Annotated in this window: 19 protein-coding genes; 18 read left to right on the top strand and 1 reads right to left on the bottom strand. The window is 60.7% G+C overall.

Annotated features, from left to right (window positions below; genetic code table 11):
- Positions 1-187: 187 nt before the first annotated feature.
- The 8 genes from cysS (at position 188) to M9924_01220 (ending at position 7,325) form a co-directional block, all read left to right on the top strand.
- Positions 188-1,654 carry a cysteine--tRNA ligase gene (cysS, locus tag M9924_01255; GenBank protein ID MCO5063020.1) on the top strand — a complete coding sequence of 489 codons (1,467 nt, stop codon included), beginning with the start codon at positions 188-190 and terminating at the stop codon, positions 1,652-1,654.
- A 53-nt stretch (positions 1,655-1,707) separates the two neighbouring features.
- Positions 1,708-2,091, top strand: coding sequence for a VOC family protein (locus M9924_01250; GenBank protein ID MCO5063019.1), 384 nt, complete (start codon positions 1,708-1,710; stop codon positions 2,089-2,091).
- 9 nt (positions 2,092-2,100) lie between these two features.
- Positions 2,101-2,592 (top strand): GFA family protein, encoded by a 492-nt coding sequence (locus M9924_01245; protein ID MCO5063018.1) that lies wholly within the window; start codon positions 2,101-2,103, stop codon positions 2,590-2,592.
- Positions 2,589-3,065 carry a GFA family protein gene (locus M9924_01240; protein ID MCO5063017.1) on the top strand — a complete coding sequence of 159 codons (477 nt, stop codon included), beginning with the start codon at positions 2,589-2,591 and terminating at the stop codon, positions 3,063-3,065. The genes M9924_01245 and M9924_01240 overlap by 4 nt, the downstream gene beginning before the upstream one ends.
- Entirely contained in the window at positions 3,062-4,021 is a 960-nt protein-coding gene (gene pip, locus M9924_01235; protein ID MCO5063016.1) for a prolyl aminopeptidase, read from the top strand. The genes M9924_01240 and pip overlap by 4 nt, the downstream gene beginning before the upstream one ends.
- Complete coding sequence (gene cimA, locus M9924_01230) at positions 4,018-5,634, top strand: citramalate synthase (protein MCO5063015.1); 1,617 nt, start codon at positions 4,018-4,020, stop codon at positions 5,632-5,634. Before pip ends, cimA begins: the two co-directional genes overlap by 4 nt.
- A 90-nt stretch (positions 5,635-5,724) precedes the next feature.
- Positions 5,725-6,639, top strand: coding sequence for an EamA family transporter RarD (gene rarD, locus M9924_01225; protein ID MCO5063014.1), 915 nt, complete (start codon positions 5,725-5,727; stop codon positions 6,637-6,639).
- The gene (locus tag M9924_01220; protein ID MCO5063013.1) at positions 6,639-7,325 is read left to right on the top strand and encodes a glutathione S-transferase family protein; all 687 of its coding nucleotides are present in this window, start codon (positions 6,639-6,641) and stop codon (positions 7,323-7,325) included. The genes rarD and M9924_01220 overlap by 1 nt, the downstream gene beginning before the upstream one ends.
- On the opposite strand, the gene M9924_01215 is transcribed toward M9924_01220, so the two are convergent.
- A complete protein-coding gene (locus tag M9924_01215; GenBank protein ID MCO5063012.1) occupies positions 7,326-7,937 on the bottom strand; it encodes a TIGR00730 family Rossman fold protein in 612 nt (203 codons plus the stop codon). It abuts the gene before it with no gap.
- Between the two features lie 124 nt (positions 7,938-8,061).
- On the opposite strand from M9924_01215, the gene M9924_01210 reads away from it, so the two are divergent.
- The 10 genes from M9924_01210 (at position 8,062) to M9924_01165 (ending at position 17,699) form a co-directional block, all read left to right on the top strand.
- A complete protein-coding gene (locus M9924_01210; GenBank protein ID MCO5063011.1) occupies positions 8,062-9,600 on the top strand; it encodes a LysM peptidoglycan-binding domain-containing protein in 1,539 nt (512 codons plus the stop codon).
- 117 nt (positions 9,601-9,717) lie between these two features.
- Positions 9,718-11,601 (top strand): ABC transporter ATP-binding protein/permease, encoded by a 1,884-nt coding sequence (locus tag M9924_01205; GenBank protein ID MCO5063010.1) that lies wholly within the window; start codon positions 9,718-9,720, stop codon positions 11,599-11,601.
- Between the two features lie 79 nt (positions 11,602-11,680).
- Complete coding sequence (locus M9924_01200; protein ID MCO5063009.1) at positions 11,681-12,379, top strand: phosphatidylserine decarboxylase; 699 nt, start codon at positions 11,681-11,683, stop codon at positions 12,377-12,379.
- Positions 12,379-13,197 (top strand): phosphatidylcholine/phosphatidylserine synthase, encoded by an 819-nt coding sequence (locus M9924_01195; protein MCO5063008.1) that lies wholly within the window; start codon positions 12,379-12,381, stop codon positions 13,195-13,197. The genes M9924_01200 and M9924_01195 overlap by 1 nt, the downstream gene beginning before the upstream one ends.
- Positions 13,198-13,436: 239 nt before the next feature.
- Positions 13,437-13,877, top strand: coding sequence for a 30S ribosomal protein S6 (gene rpsF, locus M9924_01190; GenBank protein ID MCO5063007.1), 441 nt, complete (start codon positions 13,437-13,439; stop codon positions 13,875-13,877).
- Positions 13,877-14,125, top strand: coding sequence for a 30S ribosomal protein S18 (rpsR, locus tag M9924_01185; protein ID MCO5063006.1), 249 nt, complete (start codon positions 13,877-13,879; stop codon positions 14,123-14,125). The genes rpsF and rpsR overlap by 1 nt, the downstream gene beginning before the upstream one ends.
- 191 nt (positions 14,126-14,316) lie before the next feature.
- Complete coding sequence (rplI, locus tag M9924_01180) at positions 14,317-14,892, top strand: 50S ribosomal protein L9 (GenBank protein ID MCO5063005.1); 576 nt, start codon at positions 14,317-14,319, stop codon at positions 14,890-14,892.
- Positions 14,893-15,023: 131 nt separating this feature from the next.
- Positions 15,024-16,301: a cyclopropane-fatty-acyl-phospholipid synthase family protein gene (locus M9924_01175; GenBank protein ID MCO5063004.1), complete on the top strand. Its 1,278-nt coding sequence runs from the start codon at positions 15,024-15,026 to the stop codon at positions 16,299-16,301.
- 101 nt (positions 16,302-16,402) lie between these two features.
- Positions 16,403-16,726 (top strand): YnfA family protein, encoded by a 324-nt coding sequence (locus tag M9924_01170; protein MCO5063003.1) that lies wholly within the window; start codon positions 16,403-16,405, stop codon positions 16,724-16,726.
- Between the two features lies 1 nt (position 16,727).
- Positions 16,728-17,699 (top strand): methyltransferase type 11, encoded by a 972-nt coding sequence (locus tag M9924_01165; GenBank protein MCO5063002.1) that lies wholly within the window; start codon positions 16,728-16,730, stop codon positions 17,697-17,699.
- Positions 17,700-17,759 lie beyond the last annotated feature (60 nt).

Below are 17,759 nucleotides of genomic sequence, written 5' to 3'. Positions count from 1 at the left end.
CACGCATGGAGCGATCACGTGCGGCTTGACGAGAACAGCAAGCAGCGCGATAAGGCGGCAATGAAAACGTCGTTCGGCATTTGCAGCATTTGCATTATTGGCTAGCGCAATCGCTGGTCCGGACGTTTTCGCCTTTTCTCTTCCCAGACAGGACAAACGACCCGGCCAGCAGGCCCAGGGGAAATTCATGCCTGATGGTTCGGTGAGCCTTCGATTTTACAACACGCTGACGCGGACGAAGGAGGATTTTGCGCCGATTGACCGCGCCAATGTGCGGCTCTACGTGTGCGGTCCGACCGTTTACGACTACGCTCATATCGGCAATGCGCGCCCGGTTATCGTTTTCGACGTGCTGTTCCGGCTGCTGAGGCATATCTACGGCGAGAGCCACGTCAATTATGTGCGCAACATCACGGACGTGGATGACAAGATCAACGCGCGCGCCGCACGGGACTTTCCCGATCTGCCCCTGAATGAGGCCATCCGGCTGGTCACCGTAAAAACCAACGCTCAGTTCCAGTCCGATGTGAAGGCGCTCGGATGTCTCGAACCCACAAGCCAGCCCCGCGCGACAGAATACATCGAAGAGATGAAGGCGCTGATCGAACGGCTCGTGAAGGAAGGCGTGGCCTATGTGGCGGAGGACCATGTGCTGTTCTCGCCCTCCCAGATGAACAAGCGCAAAGACGGTCCGCGCTACGGTGCGCTGTCGCGGCGGCCCCTCGACGAAATGCTGGCCGGCGCGCGTGTCGATGTTGCTTCCTACAAACGGGACGAAATGGATTTCGTGCTGTGGAAGCCGTCGAAGCCCGGCGAGCCGGGCTGGCCGTCGCCTGCGGGCATCGCTGTTGCGGGTCGGCCCGGCTGGCACATCGAGTGCTCCGCGATGTCGATGGCAAAGCTGCTGGTGCCGTTTGGCGGCGGGTTGCAGTGCGAGGACCCGCTCAGGAACACCTTCGACATCCATGCGGGCGGCATCGATCTGGTGTTCCCGCATCACGAGAACGAAATCGCCCAATCCTGCTGCGCTTTCGGCGGCCGTCGCATGGCGAATATGTGGATGCACAACGGCTTTCTTCAGGTGGAAGGCAAGAAGATGGCAAAGAGCGAAGGCAACTTCGTTACCATCCATGAACTGCTGGAGACCGATCGCTTCGGCGGCAGAAAATGGCCGGGGGAGGTACTGCGCCTCGCCATGCTGTTGACGCACTATCGCGAGCCGATCGATTTCAACCAGCGTCGACTGGAGGAAGCCGAAAACATCCTGCGCAAGCTGAAGCGCGTTTCCGACACGGCCCCTGGAACTGGTACGGATGTCCCGGCGACTATCGTGGAGGCGTTGGCGGACGATTTGGCGACGCCAACGGTCATTCAGGCGCTTTCAAATCTCGCGAGCGACGGGGTGACGGACCCTTCGGCGGCTGCGGCGCTGAAATCGGCATTGGCCCTGCTCGGCTTTGATGTAAGCGCCATCGCAGTCGATCAATCCTTGATCGACCGGGCGATTGCCGAACGGCTCGCCTTCTTTCGCGACAGGAACTATCCAGAGGCGGATCGCATCCGCGACGAGTTGCTGGAAAAGGGTATCCAGCTCAAGGACGGCAAGGACCCGGCAACGGGCGAGCGCATAACGACGTGGGAGCTTCGGCGCTAGAACGTCGCGAACGGCGCTTGTATGCTGGGCTGGCAGGTTGAGGAGGTTCGAGGATGATTGATCATACAGGCATTGCGGTGGCCGATTTCGAGAAGTCCAGAATGTTCTACGATGCCGCGCTTGCGCCGCTCGGGGCGTCGCTTCTCTACATGGTGCCGCCGGAGTTTACCGGCGGCGTCAAGGCAGGAGGATACGGGAGCGAACGTCCGCAATTCTGGCTGCACGAAAAAGCCGACGGTTCGCCGGGCAGGCACTACGCGTTCGGCGCAGCCAACCGTGCCGAGGTCGATGCCTTCTATGCTGCCGCCATCGGCGCGGGAGGCAAGGACAATGGCGGGCCGGGTTTGCGACCGCACTATCACGCGAACTACTACGGCGCATTCGTGTTCGATCCCGACGGCAACAATATAGAGGCCGTCTGTCACAAGCCAGAATAGGAGTGAATCGTGAGCCTCGACAATCAGCCAGTATATACAGGTGGCTGCCAGTGCGGCGCGGTTCGCTTTCGTGTTGAAGGCGCACTCGGCGAGGCTTCCATCTGCCATTGCCGCATGTGCCAGAAGGCGAGCGGCAATTTCTATATGCCCCTCGTTTCCGTACGGCAGGCGCGAACGATCTGGACGCGAGGCGAGCCGCAGCATTTTCGATCCTCGAACTATGCGCGGCGCGGATTTTGCCGCGAATGCGGCACGCCCCTGACCTATGAAGCCCCGGACGGCATGGCGCTTTCAATCGGCGCGTTCGATCATCCCGAGGAAGTTGCGCCTGTGGTGCAATGGGGTTTGGAAGCGAAGCTGCCTTATATGGACGATGTGGCAGGTCTTCCGGGCCATGGGACGCTGGACGACGCGGAGGCTGCAGATTTCATCAGTCAGATCGTATCGCACCAGCACCCGGATCACGATACGGAAACCTGGCCGCCGGAGCAAAGAACATGAGCGACGATGTAAGAACAGGCGGCTGCCAATGCGGCGCGGTGCGCTTCCGCATAAGGGGCAAGCTCGGGCGTCCATCAATCTGCCACTGCCGGATGTGCCAGAAGCAGTTTGGCTCATTCTTCTCGGCTCTGGTCACCGCTCCGGCAGACGGTGTCGAATGGGTGCGCGAGGAGCCATCCTATTTCCAGTCATCGGTCAATATCGATCGCGGCTTTTGCTCAAGATGCGGAACGCCGCTGACCTATCGGCATCCGGGCGGTCTGGAAATAGCAATCGGTTCTTTCGATGATCGCTCCGACCTGGCGCCCCAGATTCAGGTGAACTTCGCGTCGCGGCTGCCCTGGGTCGAAACCATATTTGACGCTCCTGTGCATCAGGACGCGGATTTCTACGCGCGTCAGGAGCAGGTTATTTCGTTCCAGCATCCGGACCACGAGACTGAAAACTGGCCGGCGCAGGGTTTGAGACTATGAGTGGTTTGCGCGGTCTCTATCCGGAAATCGAACCCTTCGATTCCGGATTGCTGGATGTCGGCGACGGGCACCGCATCTATTGGGAGCGCGTCGGCACCAAAGGCGCGAAACCTGCCGTCTTTCTGCATGGCGGGCCGGGTGGAACGATCTCTCCGCGCCATCGGCGGCTGTTCGATCCAGCACTCTATGACGTGATCCTGTTCGATCAGCGCGGCTGCGGAAATTCGACGCCCAATGCTTCGCTCGACGCAAACACGACATGGCATTTGGTCGCCGACATAGAGCGTTTGCGGACGATGGCGGGCTTCGGGAAATGGCTGGTGTTCGGCGGCTCCTGGGGGTCGACACTGGCGCTGGCCTATTCCGAGACGCATCCCGAACGGGTGAGCGAACTCGTCGTTCGAGGGATCTACACACTCACCCGGGCCGAACTGAAATGGTACTATCAGTTCGGCGTCTCCGAGATGTTCCCGGAAAAGTGGGAGCGCTTCCTTGCGCCCATTCCGGAGGCAGAGCGGGGCGACATGATGGCGGCCTACCGCAAGCGCCTGATCGGAACCGATCGGCAGGCGCAGATCGAGGCCGCGCGCGCCTGGAGCCTTTGGGAAGGGGAGACGATCACGCTCCTCCCCGAGCCTGAGACCAGCAGGCAATTCGAAGCGGATGAGTACGCGCTGGCTTTTGCTCGCATCGAGAACCACTATTTCGTTCATGCAGGGTGGCTTGAGGAAGGCCAGTTGCTGCGCGATGCGCACAGGCTGCACGGCATTCCGGGCGTCATCGTGCACGGGCGCTATGACATGCCTTGTCCGGCCAAATATGCATGGCTGCTGCACAGGGCTTGGCCGGACGCCGAATTTCATCTGATCGAGGGTGCAGGCCACGCCTATTCGGAACCGGGCATTCTGGATCGTCTCATCCGCGCCACGGACAAGTTTGCAGGAAAGATCGCGTGAACAAGGAACGCATATATCTGTTCGATACGACGCTGCGCGACGGCCAGCAGACACCGGGGGTCGACTTCTCGGTCGAGGACAAGATCGCCGTCGCACGTTTGCTGGACGAATTCGGCGTCGACTATGTCGAGGGCGGTTATCCGGGCGCGAATCCCACAGACACCGCATTTTTCGACAAGAAGCGCACCAGCAACGCCGTCTTTGTTGCCTTCGGAATGACCAAGCGGGCAGGGGTGTCTGCGTCCAATGACCCCGGCCTTGCGGCGCTTCTGGCGGCGAGCAGCGATGCCGTCTGCTTCGTCGCCAAGAGCTGGGACTACCACGTGAAGGTCGCGCTCGGCTGCACCAATGAGGAAAACCTTGAATCCATCCGCGCGTCAGTGAAGGCCGCCGTCGCCGCCGGCAAGGAGGCAATGATCGATTGCGAACACTTTTTCGACGGCTTCAAGGCAAATCCGGACTACGCCATCGCCTGTGCCCGCGCGGCGTTTGATTCGGGCGCGCGCTGGGTGGTGCTGTGCGACACGAACGGCGGGACCCTTCCACATGAAGTCGGTGAGATCGTCAGGCAGGTGATCTCGGCGGGAATCCCGGGTGATCGGCTCGGCATTCACGCGCATGACGACACCGGGCAGGCCGTCGCTAATTCGCTGGCCGCCATCGAGGCGGGCGTGCGTCAGGTTCAGGGCACATTGAACGGCATCGGCGAGCGCTGCGGCAACGCCAACCTGATTTCCATCGTGCCCACGCTCGCTTTGAAGCCTGCTTATGCGGATCGTTTCGCAATCGGCGTTTCGCAGGGTCAACTTGCGGGAATTTCTCGCCTTTCGCGCGCCTTCGATGAATTGCTCAATCGCGCGCCGGATGCGCAATCCCCCTATGTCGGCACATCGGCCTTCGCCACGAAGGCAGGAATCCACGCTTCTGCGATTGCGAAGGAGCCGCAGACTTACGAACACGTTCCGCCCGAGACAGTCGGCAATCGCCGCCGCGTGATGGTTTCGGACCAGGGCGGCAAGGCCAACTTCATTGCCGAACTGAAGCGGCGTGGCATCGACGTCCCGCGTGACGACAATCGTCTCGATGCGCTTATCGCGGTCGTGAAGGAGCGCGAGGCATCCGGCTATGCCTATGAAGGCGCGGATGCGAGCTTCGAACTTCTGGCACGGCGAATGCTGCACACGGTCCCGCATTTCTTCGACGTCATAAGCTTTCGCTGCATCGTCGAACGTCGCTTCGACGCCAACGGCAACCTCAAGACCGTGTCGGAAGCCATTGTAAAGGTTTCGATAGATGGCGAGGAGCATATGTCGGTGGCGGAAGGCCACGGACCCGTCAACGCGCTCGATCTCGCGCTGCGCAAGGACCTCGGCCGATACCAGCACGAGCTTCGCGACCTGGAACTCGCGGACTACAAGGTCCGTATTCTCAACGGTGGCACGGAAGCGGTCACGCGCGTTCTGATCGAATCTCGCGATACGACCGGAGCGCGCTGGTGGACGGTCGGCGTTTCGGACAACATCATCGATGCATCGTTTCAGGCCCTGATGGATTCGATCATCTACAAGCTGATGAAAAATCGGGAACTCGCCGGCCTCGTCGCCGCAGAATGACGAGATTCATCACCGAAACCATACGCAACCATCAGAAATTTGCGATGGTTTCAGGGGCGACTCTGCCGCATAGCCAATCGCATGACCGTCATGACCACACGAATTGACCCCGCCGTTGAGGCCGACCGCGCGGCAAGGCGCGGGTTCGTTCTGGCGTTCTGCGCCTATCTGCTGTGGGGCCTCATACCGTTCTACATGAAGGCTGTTCAGCATCTGCCGCTGATGGAAGTCATTGCACATCGCATCATCTGGTCCGTTCCTGTCGCCGGTGCGGTGCTTGTGTGGGCGGGTCGCACTGCGGATTTCAAAGTTGCGCTCGCAAATCCGAGAATGTTGGCCATGGCGGCTCTGACCGCGGTGCTCATCACCGCCAACTGGAGCATCTATGTCTGGGCTATCGCGGTCGACAGAACCATCGAGACCGCGCTTGGATATTACATCAATCCTCTCGTCAATGTCGTAGTCGGCGCAGTGCTGTTGAAGGAAAGGCTGGGCAGGCTCCAGATCGTTGCGGTCGTGCTCGCCGCGATCGCGGTTACGATCCTGACATTCGAGCAGGGCAACCTGCCGTGGATTTCGCTGGCTCTCGCTTTCTCGTTTGCCGCATACGGCTTTTTCAGAAAGACGCTGCCAATCGGGCCGAGCCAGGGCTTCCTGCTCGAAGTCCTGATCCTCTCCGTTCCTGCGCTCATTTATGTTGGCTGGCTCCAGATCGCGGGTCAGGGACATTTCAACAGCGGCTCAATCGACAACACGCTTCTGCTGATCGGCTGTGGGCCGATCACTGCGGTGCCCTTGCTGCTGTTTGCCTTCGGCGCGCGTGTGCTCAGGCTGTCCACCATCGGTATCATGCAGTACATTGCGCCGACGATCGTCTTCCTGATCGCGGTCTTTGTGTTCCACGAACCTTTCGGTACGACGCAGGCATTGGCCTTTGCGCTGATCTGGGTAGCGCTGGCGCTCTACACATTCGCAATGTTTCAGAACCGCGCGCGGAAAGACTGATGTACACGCTGCACATCGCAAACAAGAACTATTCGTCATGGTCGTTGCGGCCGTGGGTGTTGATGCGGACCCTCCGGATTGAATTTGAGGAACATCAGGTTCCGTTCCCAACCGGTTCGAGCTTTGATCTGTACCGTCCCTTTTCTCCCAGCGGACGCGTGCCCTGTCTGACCGACGATGGTCGCGCCATCTGGGATTCGCTTGCGATTGTCGAGTATCTCGCTGAAAGGCACGCGAGTGTCTGGCCGCAGGATGCAGGTGCGCGGGCGTGGGCACGCTGTGCCGCCGCCGAAATGCATTCGAGTTTCAGCGCATTGCGCAACGACTGCCCGATGAATTGCGGCCTGCGCATTACGCCGCATCCATTTTCAGAATCCCTCCGCCATGACCTGTTTCGGCTCAATGATCTTTGGAACGATGGCCTGACGCGTTTTGGCGGCCCGTACCTTGTCGGGAGCGATTTCACGGCTGTGGATGCGTTTTTTGCACCGGTCGCATTCCGCGCGCAGACCTATGGCCTCGTTTTCGATGGCGAGGCGGCAAGCTATCCGCAACGCCTGCTGGACCTGCCCGCCATGAGGGAATGGTATGCTGCGGGCCTCGCCGAACGCTGGCGCGAGCCCAACCATGAGAAGGAGTCGGCGCAAGCCGGCACGATCACAGCCGACCTTCGAACCGCCGTCTGACTACATCTTCTCGATCACGGAATCGACGCCCTCAGCCGGTGTGGCGTCCTCCGCCGCCGCCGTGAGCATAGCGGGCACGATGGCGCTCGGGTCATCGACCACCAGCGGCGCGACGAGATGGCCTGTATGTACGAAACCCTCCTCGCGCATGTGATCGAGCAGCGCCAGCATCGGGTTCCAGAATCCGTTCACATTGGCGAACACGATGGGCTTCCGGTGGTGGCCGAGCTGCGACCACGTCATGATCTCAACAATCTCCTCCAACGTGCCGATGCCGCCGGGAAGTGCGACGAAGGCGTCGGAACGTTCGAACATGATGTGCTTTCTCTGGTGCATCGTATCGACAATGATTGTCTCGTCGAGCTTTTCCAGCGCGCTTTCGCTTGCTTCCCTGTTCATGAGAAAGCGGGGAATGATGCCCGTAACGGAGCCCCCGGCGCGCCGCGTCGATTCAGACACCGCACCCATGATGCCCTTCGTGCCGCCCCCATAGATAAGGCGCAGGTCAGACGCGGCGAGCGCCGCTCCAAGTGTTTTGCCGGCGTTCAGATAGGCATCGTTGCGCCCCGCCGAGGAACCACAATAAACGCAGACGGATCGAATCGAGTTCATGGCGGTGATTGGCAACGCCAATCCCCTTTTGGTCAAGCTCCTTTGATGTGACCAATCGAATGGCTTTGTTGAAGCGCCCCGAAAAAGCGTCTAGACAAAGCAATGTATTAGGGGACTCGGGACAATGGCGGTCACTCCGCTTCGATTGCTGCTTTTCCTGGGCGGAGCGACCGCTGCCGCCTTGGGTGTCGCATACTATACTGGCGCGCTCGACCCGGTCCTTGGCACGCGTGAGGCCGCTGCGCCATCTGCGTCGATCACCGCTCCCGCGTCGCAGCCGGAAGCACCTGCACCTGATCTGCCGAAAGCGGATGAGCCGAAGCCTGAGCAGCAGGCGGCACTGCCGTCCGCCGCTGAATCGCCGCCAAAGCAGGAAGAGCCGCCCGCTGCCGCACAATCGGAGCCTCTGCCGCCAAGCTTCGACGTGCTGCGCGTCGAGCCGGACGGCTCGATCGTGATCGCAGGACGGGCGGCGCCGAATGCGGAGGTGGAAATCCTGTCCGGCTCGAAGGTGCTCGGCAAGGTTACGGCCACCGGCGATGGCGAATTTGCGGCCGCGCTGGACGATCCGTTGAAGCCGGGCGACTATCAGATCGTGTTGCGCTCCACGACGCCTTCCCGCGTGGTGGCCAATTCCAAGGAAACGGCAATCGTTTCGATTCCCGAGACGAAGGACGGGCAGGTTCTTGCACTGGTGGAACAGCCCGGTGCGCCAAGCCGCCTGATCACCAAGCCGGAAGCAACAACTCCGCCGGAACCCAAGCCGCCCGTGGAAACCCCGGCCGAGCCCGCGACGCCGCCTGTCGCGCAGGGTACGGCGCCCACCGGGCAGGCCGCGAATGCTGAGCCAACTGCTCCCGCACCGAAGGCGGGACGTCCGGCAGCCGGGGTCAAGGTGGCGGTCGATGCGGTCGAGATCGAAGGCAGGAAAATATTCGTGGCAGGTTCAAGCGAACCGGGAAAAACCGTTCGCATCTATGCAAACGACATTTTGCTTGGCGACGCAAAGACATCTCCGGAGGGACGATTCCTGATAGAGGCGGAGCGCGACCTGCCGGTTGGTGACTACGTGGTCCGCGCTGACGTGCTCGGACCGGACGGCGCCAAGGTCATTGCGCGTGCAGCCGTGCCATTCTCCCGCGAGCCGGGTGAGAATATCGCAGCGGTCGCGCCGCAGGAACCCGCCGCGCCCGGACCGGCTGCGCCCATGCCCCAGCCGGAGCGATCGCCGCCAAGTGACACCTCCACGGCTGAAGTTGCTCCTGCGACTGACGCGGGCGCGCAGCCTTCGGCAGGGGTCGTTGCGCCGGCATCCGGTTCGACCAAACCGCAAACGGGGACGGATGTTACGGCACCGGAGCAGGCTGAGCCCCAGACACCACAGCAAGCGCCTTCATCCGAAGAAGCTGGACTCGCGCCCAAGCTCAAGCCGGTTGACGGCTCGGTCATCATCCGTCGGGGAGATTCGCTCTGGCGCATTTCCAAGCGGGTCTACGGTCGCGGCGTGCGCTATTCGACGATTTATCTGGCCAATCAGCAGCAGATCAAGGACCCGGACATGATCTGGCCCGGACAGATCTTTCGCGTCCCCGAAAAGACGGATGAAGGCGAAAAGGCCGACATGAAAGCAATCGAACCACCGCCGCCGTCGACAGTCCAATAAACATCATTTCATGTGCCATATGGGTTCGTGGGGTTCAAAACCCGTGCCCAAGCGCATAGATGTGTGCGCGGATGAGGACACGCCAGCTATTCGCCAGCACGCCTGAAAGCACGCAAATTGGCCACGAAGACAGTATCCGCCGATAGCGGTTCGACATTTCAGACGTTGCGCAACCTGTGGCCCTACATGTGGCCGGCGGATCGCGCGGACCTGAAAGCAAGAGTGGTCTGGGCGTCAGTCCTGCTTGTGTTGTCCAAGCTCGTGCTGGTCGTCGCACCCTATTTCTTCAAATGGGCGACCGATGCGCTGGCGGGAGATGCCCGCACGACACCGCCGCTCCCGGCGTTCCTGCTCGCACCCGTCGTGCTGGTGATTGCCTACAACGTCGTTCGGATCGTTCAGAACGGCCTGAACCAGTTGCGCGACGCCTTGTTTGCACGCGTCGGTCAGCACGCCGTGCGCCAGCTCGCCTTTCGCACGTTCGTGCATATGCACGAGTTGTCGCTGCGTTTTCATCTGGAGCGACGCACCGGCGGACTGTCTCGAATCATTGAGCGCGGCACGAAGGGCATAGAGACCATCGTCCGTTTCACCATCCTGAACACGGTTCCCACGATTCTCGAATTCGCATTGACGGCAATCATCTTTGCAGTCACCTACGGATGGGTCTATGTGGCTGTCGTTGCAGTCACGGTGTGGCTTTACACATGGTTCACAGTGCGGGCCAGCGATTGGCGCATCTCCATTCGCCGCGAGATGAACGACAGCGACACCGACGCCAACACCAAGGCCATCGATTCACTCCTCAATTTCGAAACCGTCAAATATTTCGGCAATGAGCGCATGGAAGCCGAGCGCTTCGACCGTTCGATGGCGCGCTACGAAAGCGCGGCGACCAAGACCTGGACCTCATTGGGTTGGCTGAACTTCGGGCAGGGGGTCATATTCGGCATCGGGCAGGCAGTCGTCATGGTGCTTTCCGCCCGCGAAGTTGTCGCCGGAACCCAGACGGTCGGTGATTTCGTGTTCATCAATGCCATGCTGATGCAGCTTTCCGTACCGCTCAACTTCATCGGCTTCATCTATCGCGAAATACGGCAAGGCCTGACGGACATAGAGCAGATGTTCGATCTGCTGGACGTACCGCAGGAAGTCACCGACAAACCCGAAGCGGCGGCGCTCGCGATCGGGGAGGGCAGGGTTGAATTTCGCGACGTGCATTTTGCCTATGATGCATCCCGCCCGATCCTCAAGGGAATTTCCTTCACGGTTCCAGCCGGCAAGACGGTCGCAATCGTCGGTCCCTCAGGGGCCGGCAAGTCCACCATCTCGCGGCTGCTGTATCGCTTCTATGATATCCAGCAGGGTGCCATCCTCGTGGACGGCCAGGATGTCCGCGACGTCACGCAGGAAAGCCTCCGCGCTGTCATCGGCATGGTCCCGCAAGACACTGTGCTTTTCAACGATACCATTGCCTACAATATCCGCTATGGGCGCATGGGCGCGACGGATGCCGAAGTGCGCGAAGCTGCCGAACTCGCGCAGATAGGTGATTTCATCGAGGGCCTTCCGGAAGGGTTCGAAACGATGGTCGGCGAGCGCGGCCTCAAGCTCTCAGGGGGCGAGAAGCAGCGAGTGGCGATTGCCCGAACGATCCTCAAGGCGCCGCCGATCCTCATACTCGACGAGGCGACCTCCGCGCTCGACACGCATACCGAGCAGGAGATACAGGCATCGCTCGATCTCGTCAGTCGCGGGCGGACGACGATCGTTATCGCGCATCGTCTTTCGACGATCATCCGCGCCGACGAGATCATCGTCTTGCGCGACGGCGTGATTGCCGAGCGCGGCACCCACGCACAATTGCTGAAAGAGAATGCGCTTTATGCGAGAATGTGGGATCGCCAGCGCGAGGCAATCGAGGCGGAAGAAAAGCTGCGGATTGCGCGGGAAACCGACGAGTTAGGGGTCGTCGTCCGCAAGCGCCTGTCGGATATGTAGCTTCATGGCTTTGTGCGTTGCGGCACGACAGCGTTTCGGGTAAGCAGCCCCGCAATCAAATCGGAGCATCGATGGTTCCATGACCCTATCAGACACCATCAGGAATGCTTTCGTTCCGATCCACCGCGAAGGCTATATGTTCATCGGCATCTTTGCCGCTGTAACTCTCTTCCTCGGGCTGTTTTCGACCAGCCTGTTCTGGATCGGCGTCATTCTGACCGCGTGGTGCGCCTATTTCTTCCGGGATCCGCAGCGTGTCACGCCGCTAGACGACCGCATGGTCATCAGTCCCGCCGATGGCGTCGTTTCCTCCGTCACGACAGCCATTCCGCCGCGCGAACTGGCGCTCGGCCAGTCGGAAATGACCCGCATATCGGTGTTCATGAACGTTTTTTCCTGCCACGTTAACCGCGCGCCGGTTCGTGGCCGCATCCAACGGATCGAACACAAGCCGGGCGCGTTCCTGAATGCCGAGCTCGACAAGGCCAGCACCGAAAACGAGCGCAATTGCATGGTGATCGAAAGCCCTAACGGGACGATCGGCGTGGTGCAGATTGCAGGTCTTGTCGCCCGCCGCATTCTTTGCTGGGCTGAGACGGGTCAGACGATCGCAGTCGGGGAGCGCTTCGGGCTGATCCGATTCGGATCGCGGGTCGACGTTTACCTCCCAACTGACGCGACGCCGCGCGTTGCCGCCGGTCAGACCGCCATCGCCGGGGAAACCATACTCGCAGAGTTTGGCGGCGGGGCGATCACGCCGCTCGTTCGGGTCTCCTGATGGCGCGCCCGTTTCAGCCGTTTGAACCGCACGGACGCGGCGGCCCGCGCATCGGCGAGATTCCCTTGCGGCTGCTGGTCCCGAATCTGGTCACCGTGCTCGCAATCTGTGCGGGCCTGTCCGGCATCAGGCTCGCCTTCGAAGCCCGCTTCGAAACTGCGGTGGTCATGGTGCTTATCGCGGCGTTCCTCGACGGCATTGATGGTCGCCTTGCCCGCATGTTGAAGGCGAGTTCGAACTTTGGCGCGCAAATGGATTCGCTGGCAGACATCGTGAATTTCGGCGTCGCCCCCGCATTCGTGCTCTATCTCTACCTGCTCAAAATGGCGGCGCCCTTCGGCTGGATCGCGGTCCTGGTTTTTACCATCGCATCGGGCCTGCGCCTTGCGCGGTTCAATGTTCTGATCGACGACCATTCGCGTCCCGCCTGGCAGGGGGAGTATTTCGTGGGCGTTCCGGCTCCGGCGGGCGCCGTTCTGGTCATGCTGCCGATCTATCTGGGTTTCCTTGGCATCGACCGTGGACGTGAATTTGCCTATGTCGGCAGCGCTTTCGCCTTTTTCGTCGCGTTCCTGCTTGTCAGTCGGTTGCCGGTTTATTCGGGCAAGAAGATCAGGATCGGGCGCGACAAGGCCGTGCCGCTGATCTTCGCGGTCGTTCTCTTCGTGCTCCTGCTGGTGAACTATACTTGGCAGACCATCTCGGTTGCCGCGATCTGCTACCTGGCCTTCCTGCCGCTGAGCGCGCGCGCCTATTCGCGCCGCGCCCGGCTGGAGGAAGCCGCGCAGGCGACCGCAGCGGGCGAAGGCGCCCAATAATTTCCCAGCGCTCTTGCGTTGCCGCGATATTCCTGTATAGAGCCGCGCATTCCGCCGGTTCCGAATGGGGGCTGAACGGAGGGCCGAAGGTTTCCTTCGTCGTGATCGCAAAAGCGCTCCGCCTCCCGTGTCTCCGCTCTCGACCGTCTCGAACGCGCCTTTCTTCCCCACATGGGTCAATGAAGTCGCAGGGGCTTAGCCTTCGGGGTCCGGCTGATTGAGAGAAGAAAGGCAAGACAATGGCTCTTTATGAACATGTGTTCCTTGCCCGGCAGGACCTGTCGCAGCAGCAGGTGGATGAACTCGTTGAACGTTTCAAGGGCGTCATCACCGAAGGCGGCGGAAAGATTGGCCGGGTAGAGAACTGGGGACTGAAGTCCCTGACCTACCGCATCAACAAGAATCGTAAGGCGTACTACACGCTGATGGACATCGACACGCCTCCGGCGGCGCTCAACGAAATGGAGCGCCAGATGGGTCTGTCGGAAGACGTCCTGCGCTTTTTGACCATCAAGGTCGACGCGCATGAGGAAGGTCCGTCCGCGATGCTGCAGAAGCGCGACCGCGACGATCGTCCCGAGCGTGACGGCGGTGGCCGCGGGTTCGGCGATCGCGACCGTCCGCGTTCGACCAGCGACCGCGCTCCGCGCCGCCGCGACAATGAAGGGGATAGCGAATAATGGTCGACATCAACCAGATCCCGACCCGCCGGCCCTTTCATCGCCGTCGCAAGACCTGTCCGTTCTCCGGTGCGAACGCTCCGAAGATCGACTACAAGGACGTGCGTCTGTTGCAGCGCTACATTTCCGAGCGCGGCAAGATCGTGCCGTCCCGCATCACCGCGGTCAGCCAGAAGAAGCAGCGCGAACTCGCCAAGGCGATCAAGCGCGCCCGTTTCCTCGGCCTTCTGCCCTATGTGGTGAAGTGAGCAATTCTTTCGCGGGCGGCCTGCCGCCCGCTGCAACCGCTTCGGGCGCGGCTTTGCCCGAGTTGGACCCGCGATACGCGGGCCCTAACTGCCAGACAGGCAGGACAGCGAACCGGGTGCCATGCGCCCTTTCTCTTCCTTGCCTGTTTCCAATTTTCGCAGCTTGAGCTGCAAAGAAAAGGAACATGACGATGGAAGTTATCCTGCTTGAACGCATCGCCCGGCTTGGCCAGATGGGTGACACCGTAAAGGTGAAAGACGGCTATGCGCGCAATTTCCTCCTGCCGAGGGGCAAGGCGCTGCGCGCCAACGACAACAATAAGAAGAAGTTCGAAGGCCAGCGCGCGCAGCTCGAAGCCCGCAATCTCGAGCGCAAGACCGAAGCTTCGGCAGTTGCCGAGAAGCTTGACGGAAAGGCTTTTGTGGTCGTTCGCTCCGCGGGCGAAACGGGGCAGCTCTATGGTTCGGTTTCCACGCGCGATATCGCCGATCTGCTGACCGCCGAAGGGTTCACTGTCGCCCGCAACCAGGTCGAATTGAACCACCCGATCAAGACCATCGGTCTCACCAATGTCGCGATCTCGCTGCATCCCGAGGTCGAAGTGACCGTGACGCTGAACATCGCACGCTCTTCGGAAGAGGCGGAGCGCCAGGCGAAGGGTGAAACGCTGACCACCGCGGAAGCGATCTATGGCGACGACATCAATGAGAATGCCCGCCCGGAGAACTTCTTCGACCCCAACAGCGAGGAAGCCGAAGAGGCCTGATCCACCGCAATTCGCGATGAACAAGAAAGGCCCGGGCCAAACGGCCGGGCTTTTTTGTGCCAGGAGACCCGATGAGTTGACGAGTTCGTGATCGTATATGTACGATTTGCGGAGGTGGCAAAGGTCTTGTGATGAACATTTTCCTCCGTCGCGTTCTCGACCGCCTTGTGAAGACCGGAAACCTGACTGTTTCCGGCCCAGGTGGCACCTCGCACAAATTCGGTGACGGCAGCGGTGACCCGGTTCACGTTGCAATTCATTCGGCGCGTGCGCAGCGCGCGATTGCCTTCGATCCGATGCTCGCCATGCCCGAGGCATATATGGACGGTGAGCTCGATTTCATCGAAGGTGATGTGCTTTCGATGCTGCACCTTGCCTATCGCAATATGGGACCGAACGGCAGCATCGAGGCAAGCTGGACGCGTGCCGTCGAGGGTGTGCGCATTGCCTTCAGGCGGTTGCAGCAACTGAACTCGCCCCGGCGCTCGCGGCGCAACGTTGCCCGGCACTACGATCTTTCGGCGGACCTCTACCGGCTCTTTCTGGACGAGGACATGCAATATTCCTGCGCCTATTTCGAAAGCCCCGAAATGACGCTCGAACAGGCTCAACTCGCCAAGAAGCGGCACCTCGCCGCGAAGCTCGCGATCAGGCCGGGCCAAAATGTGCTGGACATTGGTTGCGGCTGGGGCGGGCTGGGCCTCTATCTCGCGCGTACTTTCGACGTCGATGTGCTCGGCGTTACTCTTTCAACCGAGCAGCATTCGATTGCTGTGCAGCGAGCGCAGGCCGAACATCTCGATGGCCGCGTTCATTTCGAGATGAAGGACTACCGCGAGATAAACGAACGCTTTGACCGCATCATCTCAGTCGGAATGTTCGAGCATGTGGGCGTAAATCACTACCGGACTTTCTTCGATCAGGCCGCGAAGCTTCTTAAGCCGGATGGCGTCATGGTGCTGCACTCCATTGGCCGTTTCGGGCCGCCGGTGGCCACCAATGCATTCATCCGCAAGCATATTTTTCCCGGCGGTTATATTCCGGCGCTCTCTGAAGTGCTGCCCGCAATCGAAAAAGCCGGCCTCATGACGACAGATGTCGAAATCCTGAGGCTGCACTATGCCGAAACACTGAAGCACTGGCGCGACCGGTTCCTGGCGAACCGCGAGAAGGCCAAGGCGATTTATGACGAGCGTTTCTGCCGCATGTGGGATTTCTATCTGGCCGGGTCGGAAGCTGCTTTTCGGTGGCAGGATCTCATGGTGTTTCAAATCCAGCTCACGCGTCGCAACGATACTTTGCCGATTGCGCGCAATTACATGGAAAAGTGCGAGAAGGCACTCGCGCTCCGCGACGCTGCAGAACCCGCGCCGCAATCGCGAAAGACGCGCAAGGCACGCAGCAAATAGCGGCTTTGCAGTTTTCGTTGACCCCGCTCGGACCCGACCGCTTAATTCTTGCATCCATGATTGCTCCCACCTATTCAGGCTGGGAGCAACAAAGGCGAAAAATGAGCTTCCTGATCTATGCTGCGGCGGCGTTGGCGGAAATTGCCGGATGTTTCGCGGTCTGGAAATGGTGGAAGCTCGGGCATTCCGCGCTTTGGCTCATACCCGGAGCGGCATCGCTCATCGCCTTTGCGTGGTTGCTGGCGTTGGTTGACAGCAACGCGGCGGGGCGCGCCTATGCGGCCTATGGCGGCGTCTACATCGCCGCATCGCTTGCATGGCTCTGGTTCGTTGAAGGTGTCCGCCCGGATCGCTGGGATGTGACCGGCGCAGCCATCTGCCTGATGGGTGCGGGCGTCATCCTGCTTGGGCCTCGTGGAGTTTGACGTGGAGCTTCCACCACGATTGCGCGCCGCAATTGATGGAATGCTGGAAGGCGTACCGCTTTCGGCATTGCAGGCGGCGAGCGCAAATCTTTCCCAACGGTACCGCTCCGAGGTTCGCGACGGACGGCTACACCTTTCCGACGCGCTGGCCATAAAGGCGTATCTTGCGGCGCGCATGCCTGCGACCTACGCGGCAATCCGGACGAGCTTTGCGATGCTCGACGACGCGCTGCCGGGTTTCTCGCCGTTGAGCTTGCTCGATGCGGGCGCTGGCCCGGGGACGGTGCTTTGGGCCGCGACCGACTGCTGGCCCTCGCTGGAACGGGCCGAGATGCTTGATGCCAGTTCCGAAGCCGCGAATATGGGGCGCACGCTGTCGCGGGATTTGCCCGGTATCGAAAGCCGCTGGTCGGAGGGTGACGCAACGCTTGCCCTTGAGACGGCACCGGCGGTGGATCTGGTGACACTTGCCTATGTGCTGGACGAATTGCCGCCGCAAGCGATTCCTGGCCTAGTCGTGCGGCTTTGGCGTGCAGCAAAGCAAGTCCTGGTCATTGTCGAACCGGGGACGCCCGCGGGCTGGCATCGCATCCTTCAGTCGCGCGATATTCTTCTCGGCGAGGGCGCGCACATTGCCGCGCCCTGCGCGCATGAAAAACCATGTCCGCTCAAAGCGCCTGACTGGTGCCATTTTTCCCGACGCGTGGCGCGGGCGCGCATGCATCGACTGGCGAAAGGCGGCGAAGCGCCGTGGGAGGACGAGAAGTTCATATTTCTCGCTGCGACGCGGACTGCGACCGCACCGCGCAGCGCGCGCGTCATCGCCCCTCCGCGACAGGGGAAAGGCCGCATCGACCTCAAGCTCTGCGCGCCGGATGGCCAGACGGACTACCGCACCGTTTCCAAACGGCAGAACGAAACATTCCGCATTGCGCGCCGCGTTGAATGGGGAGATGCTGTGGACGAGTTCTGAGCGCCTGAGATATTCCTGTTTTGTTCTGGTTTATTGCGCTATTCTCCCAATTCGATTCGC

The organism is Rhizobiaceae bacterium (assembly GCA_023953835.1).
In the GTDB taxonomy this organism is placed as follows: Bacteria; Pseudomonadota; Alphaproteobacteria; order Rhizobiales; family Rhizobiaceae; genus Mesorhizobium_G.
The sequence above is the reverse complement of the archived record's forward strand: the minus strand, read 5'-3'. Positions and strand labels throughout refer to the sequence as shown.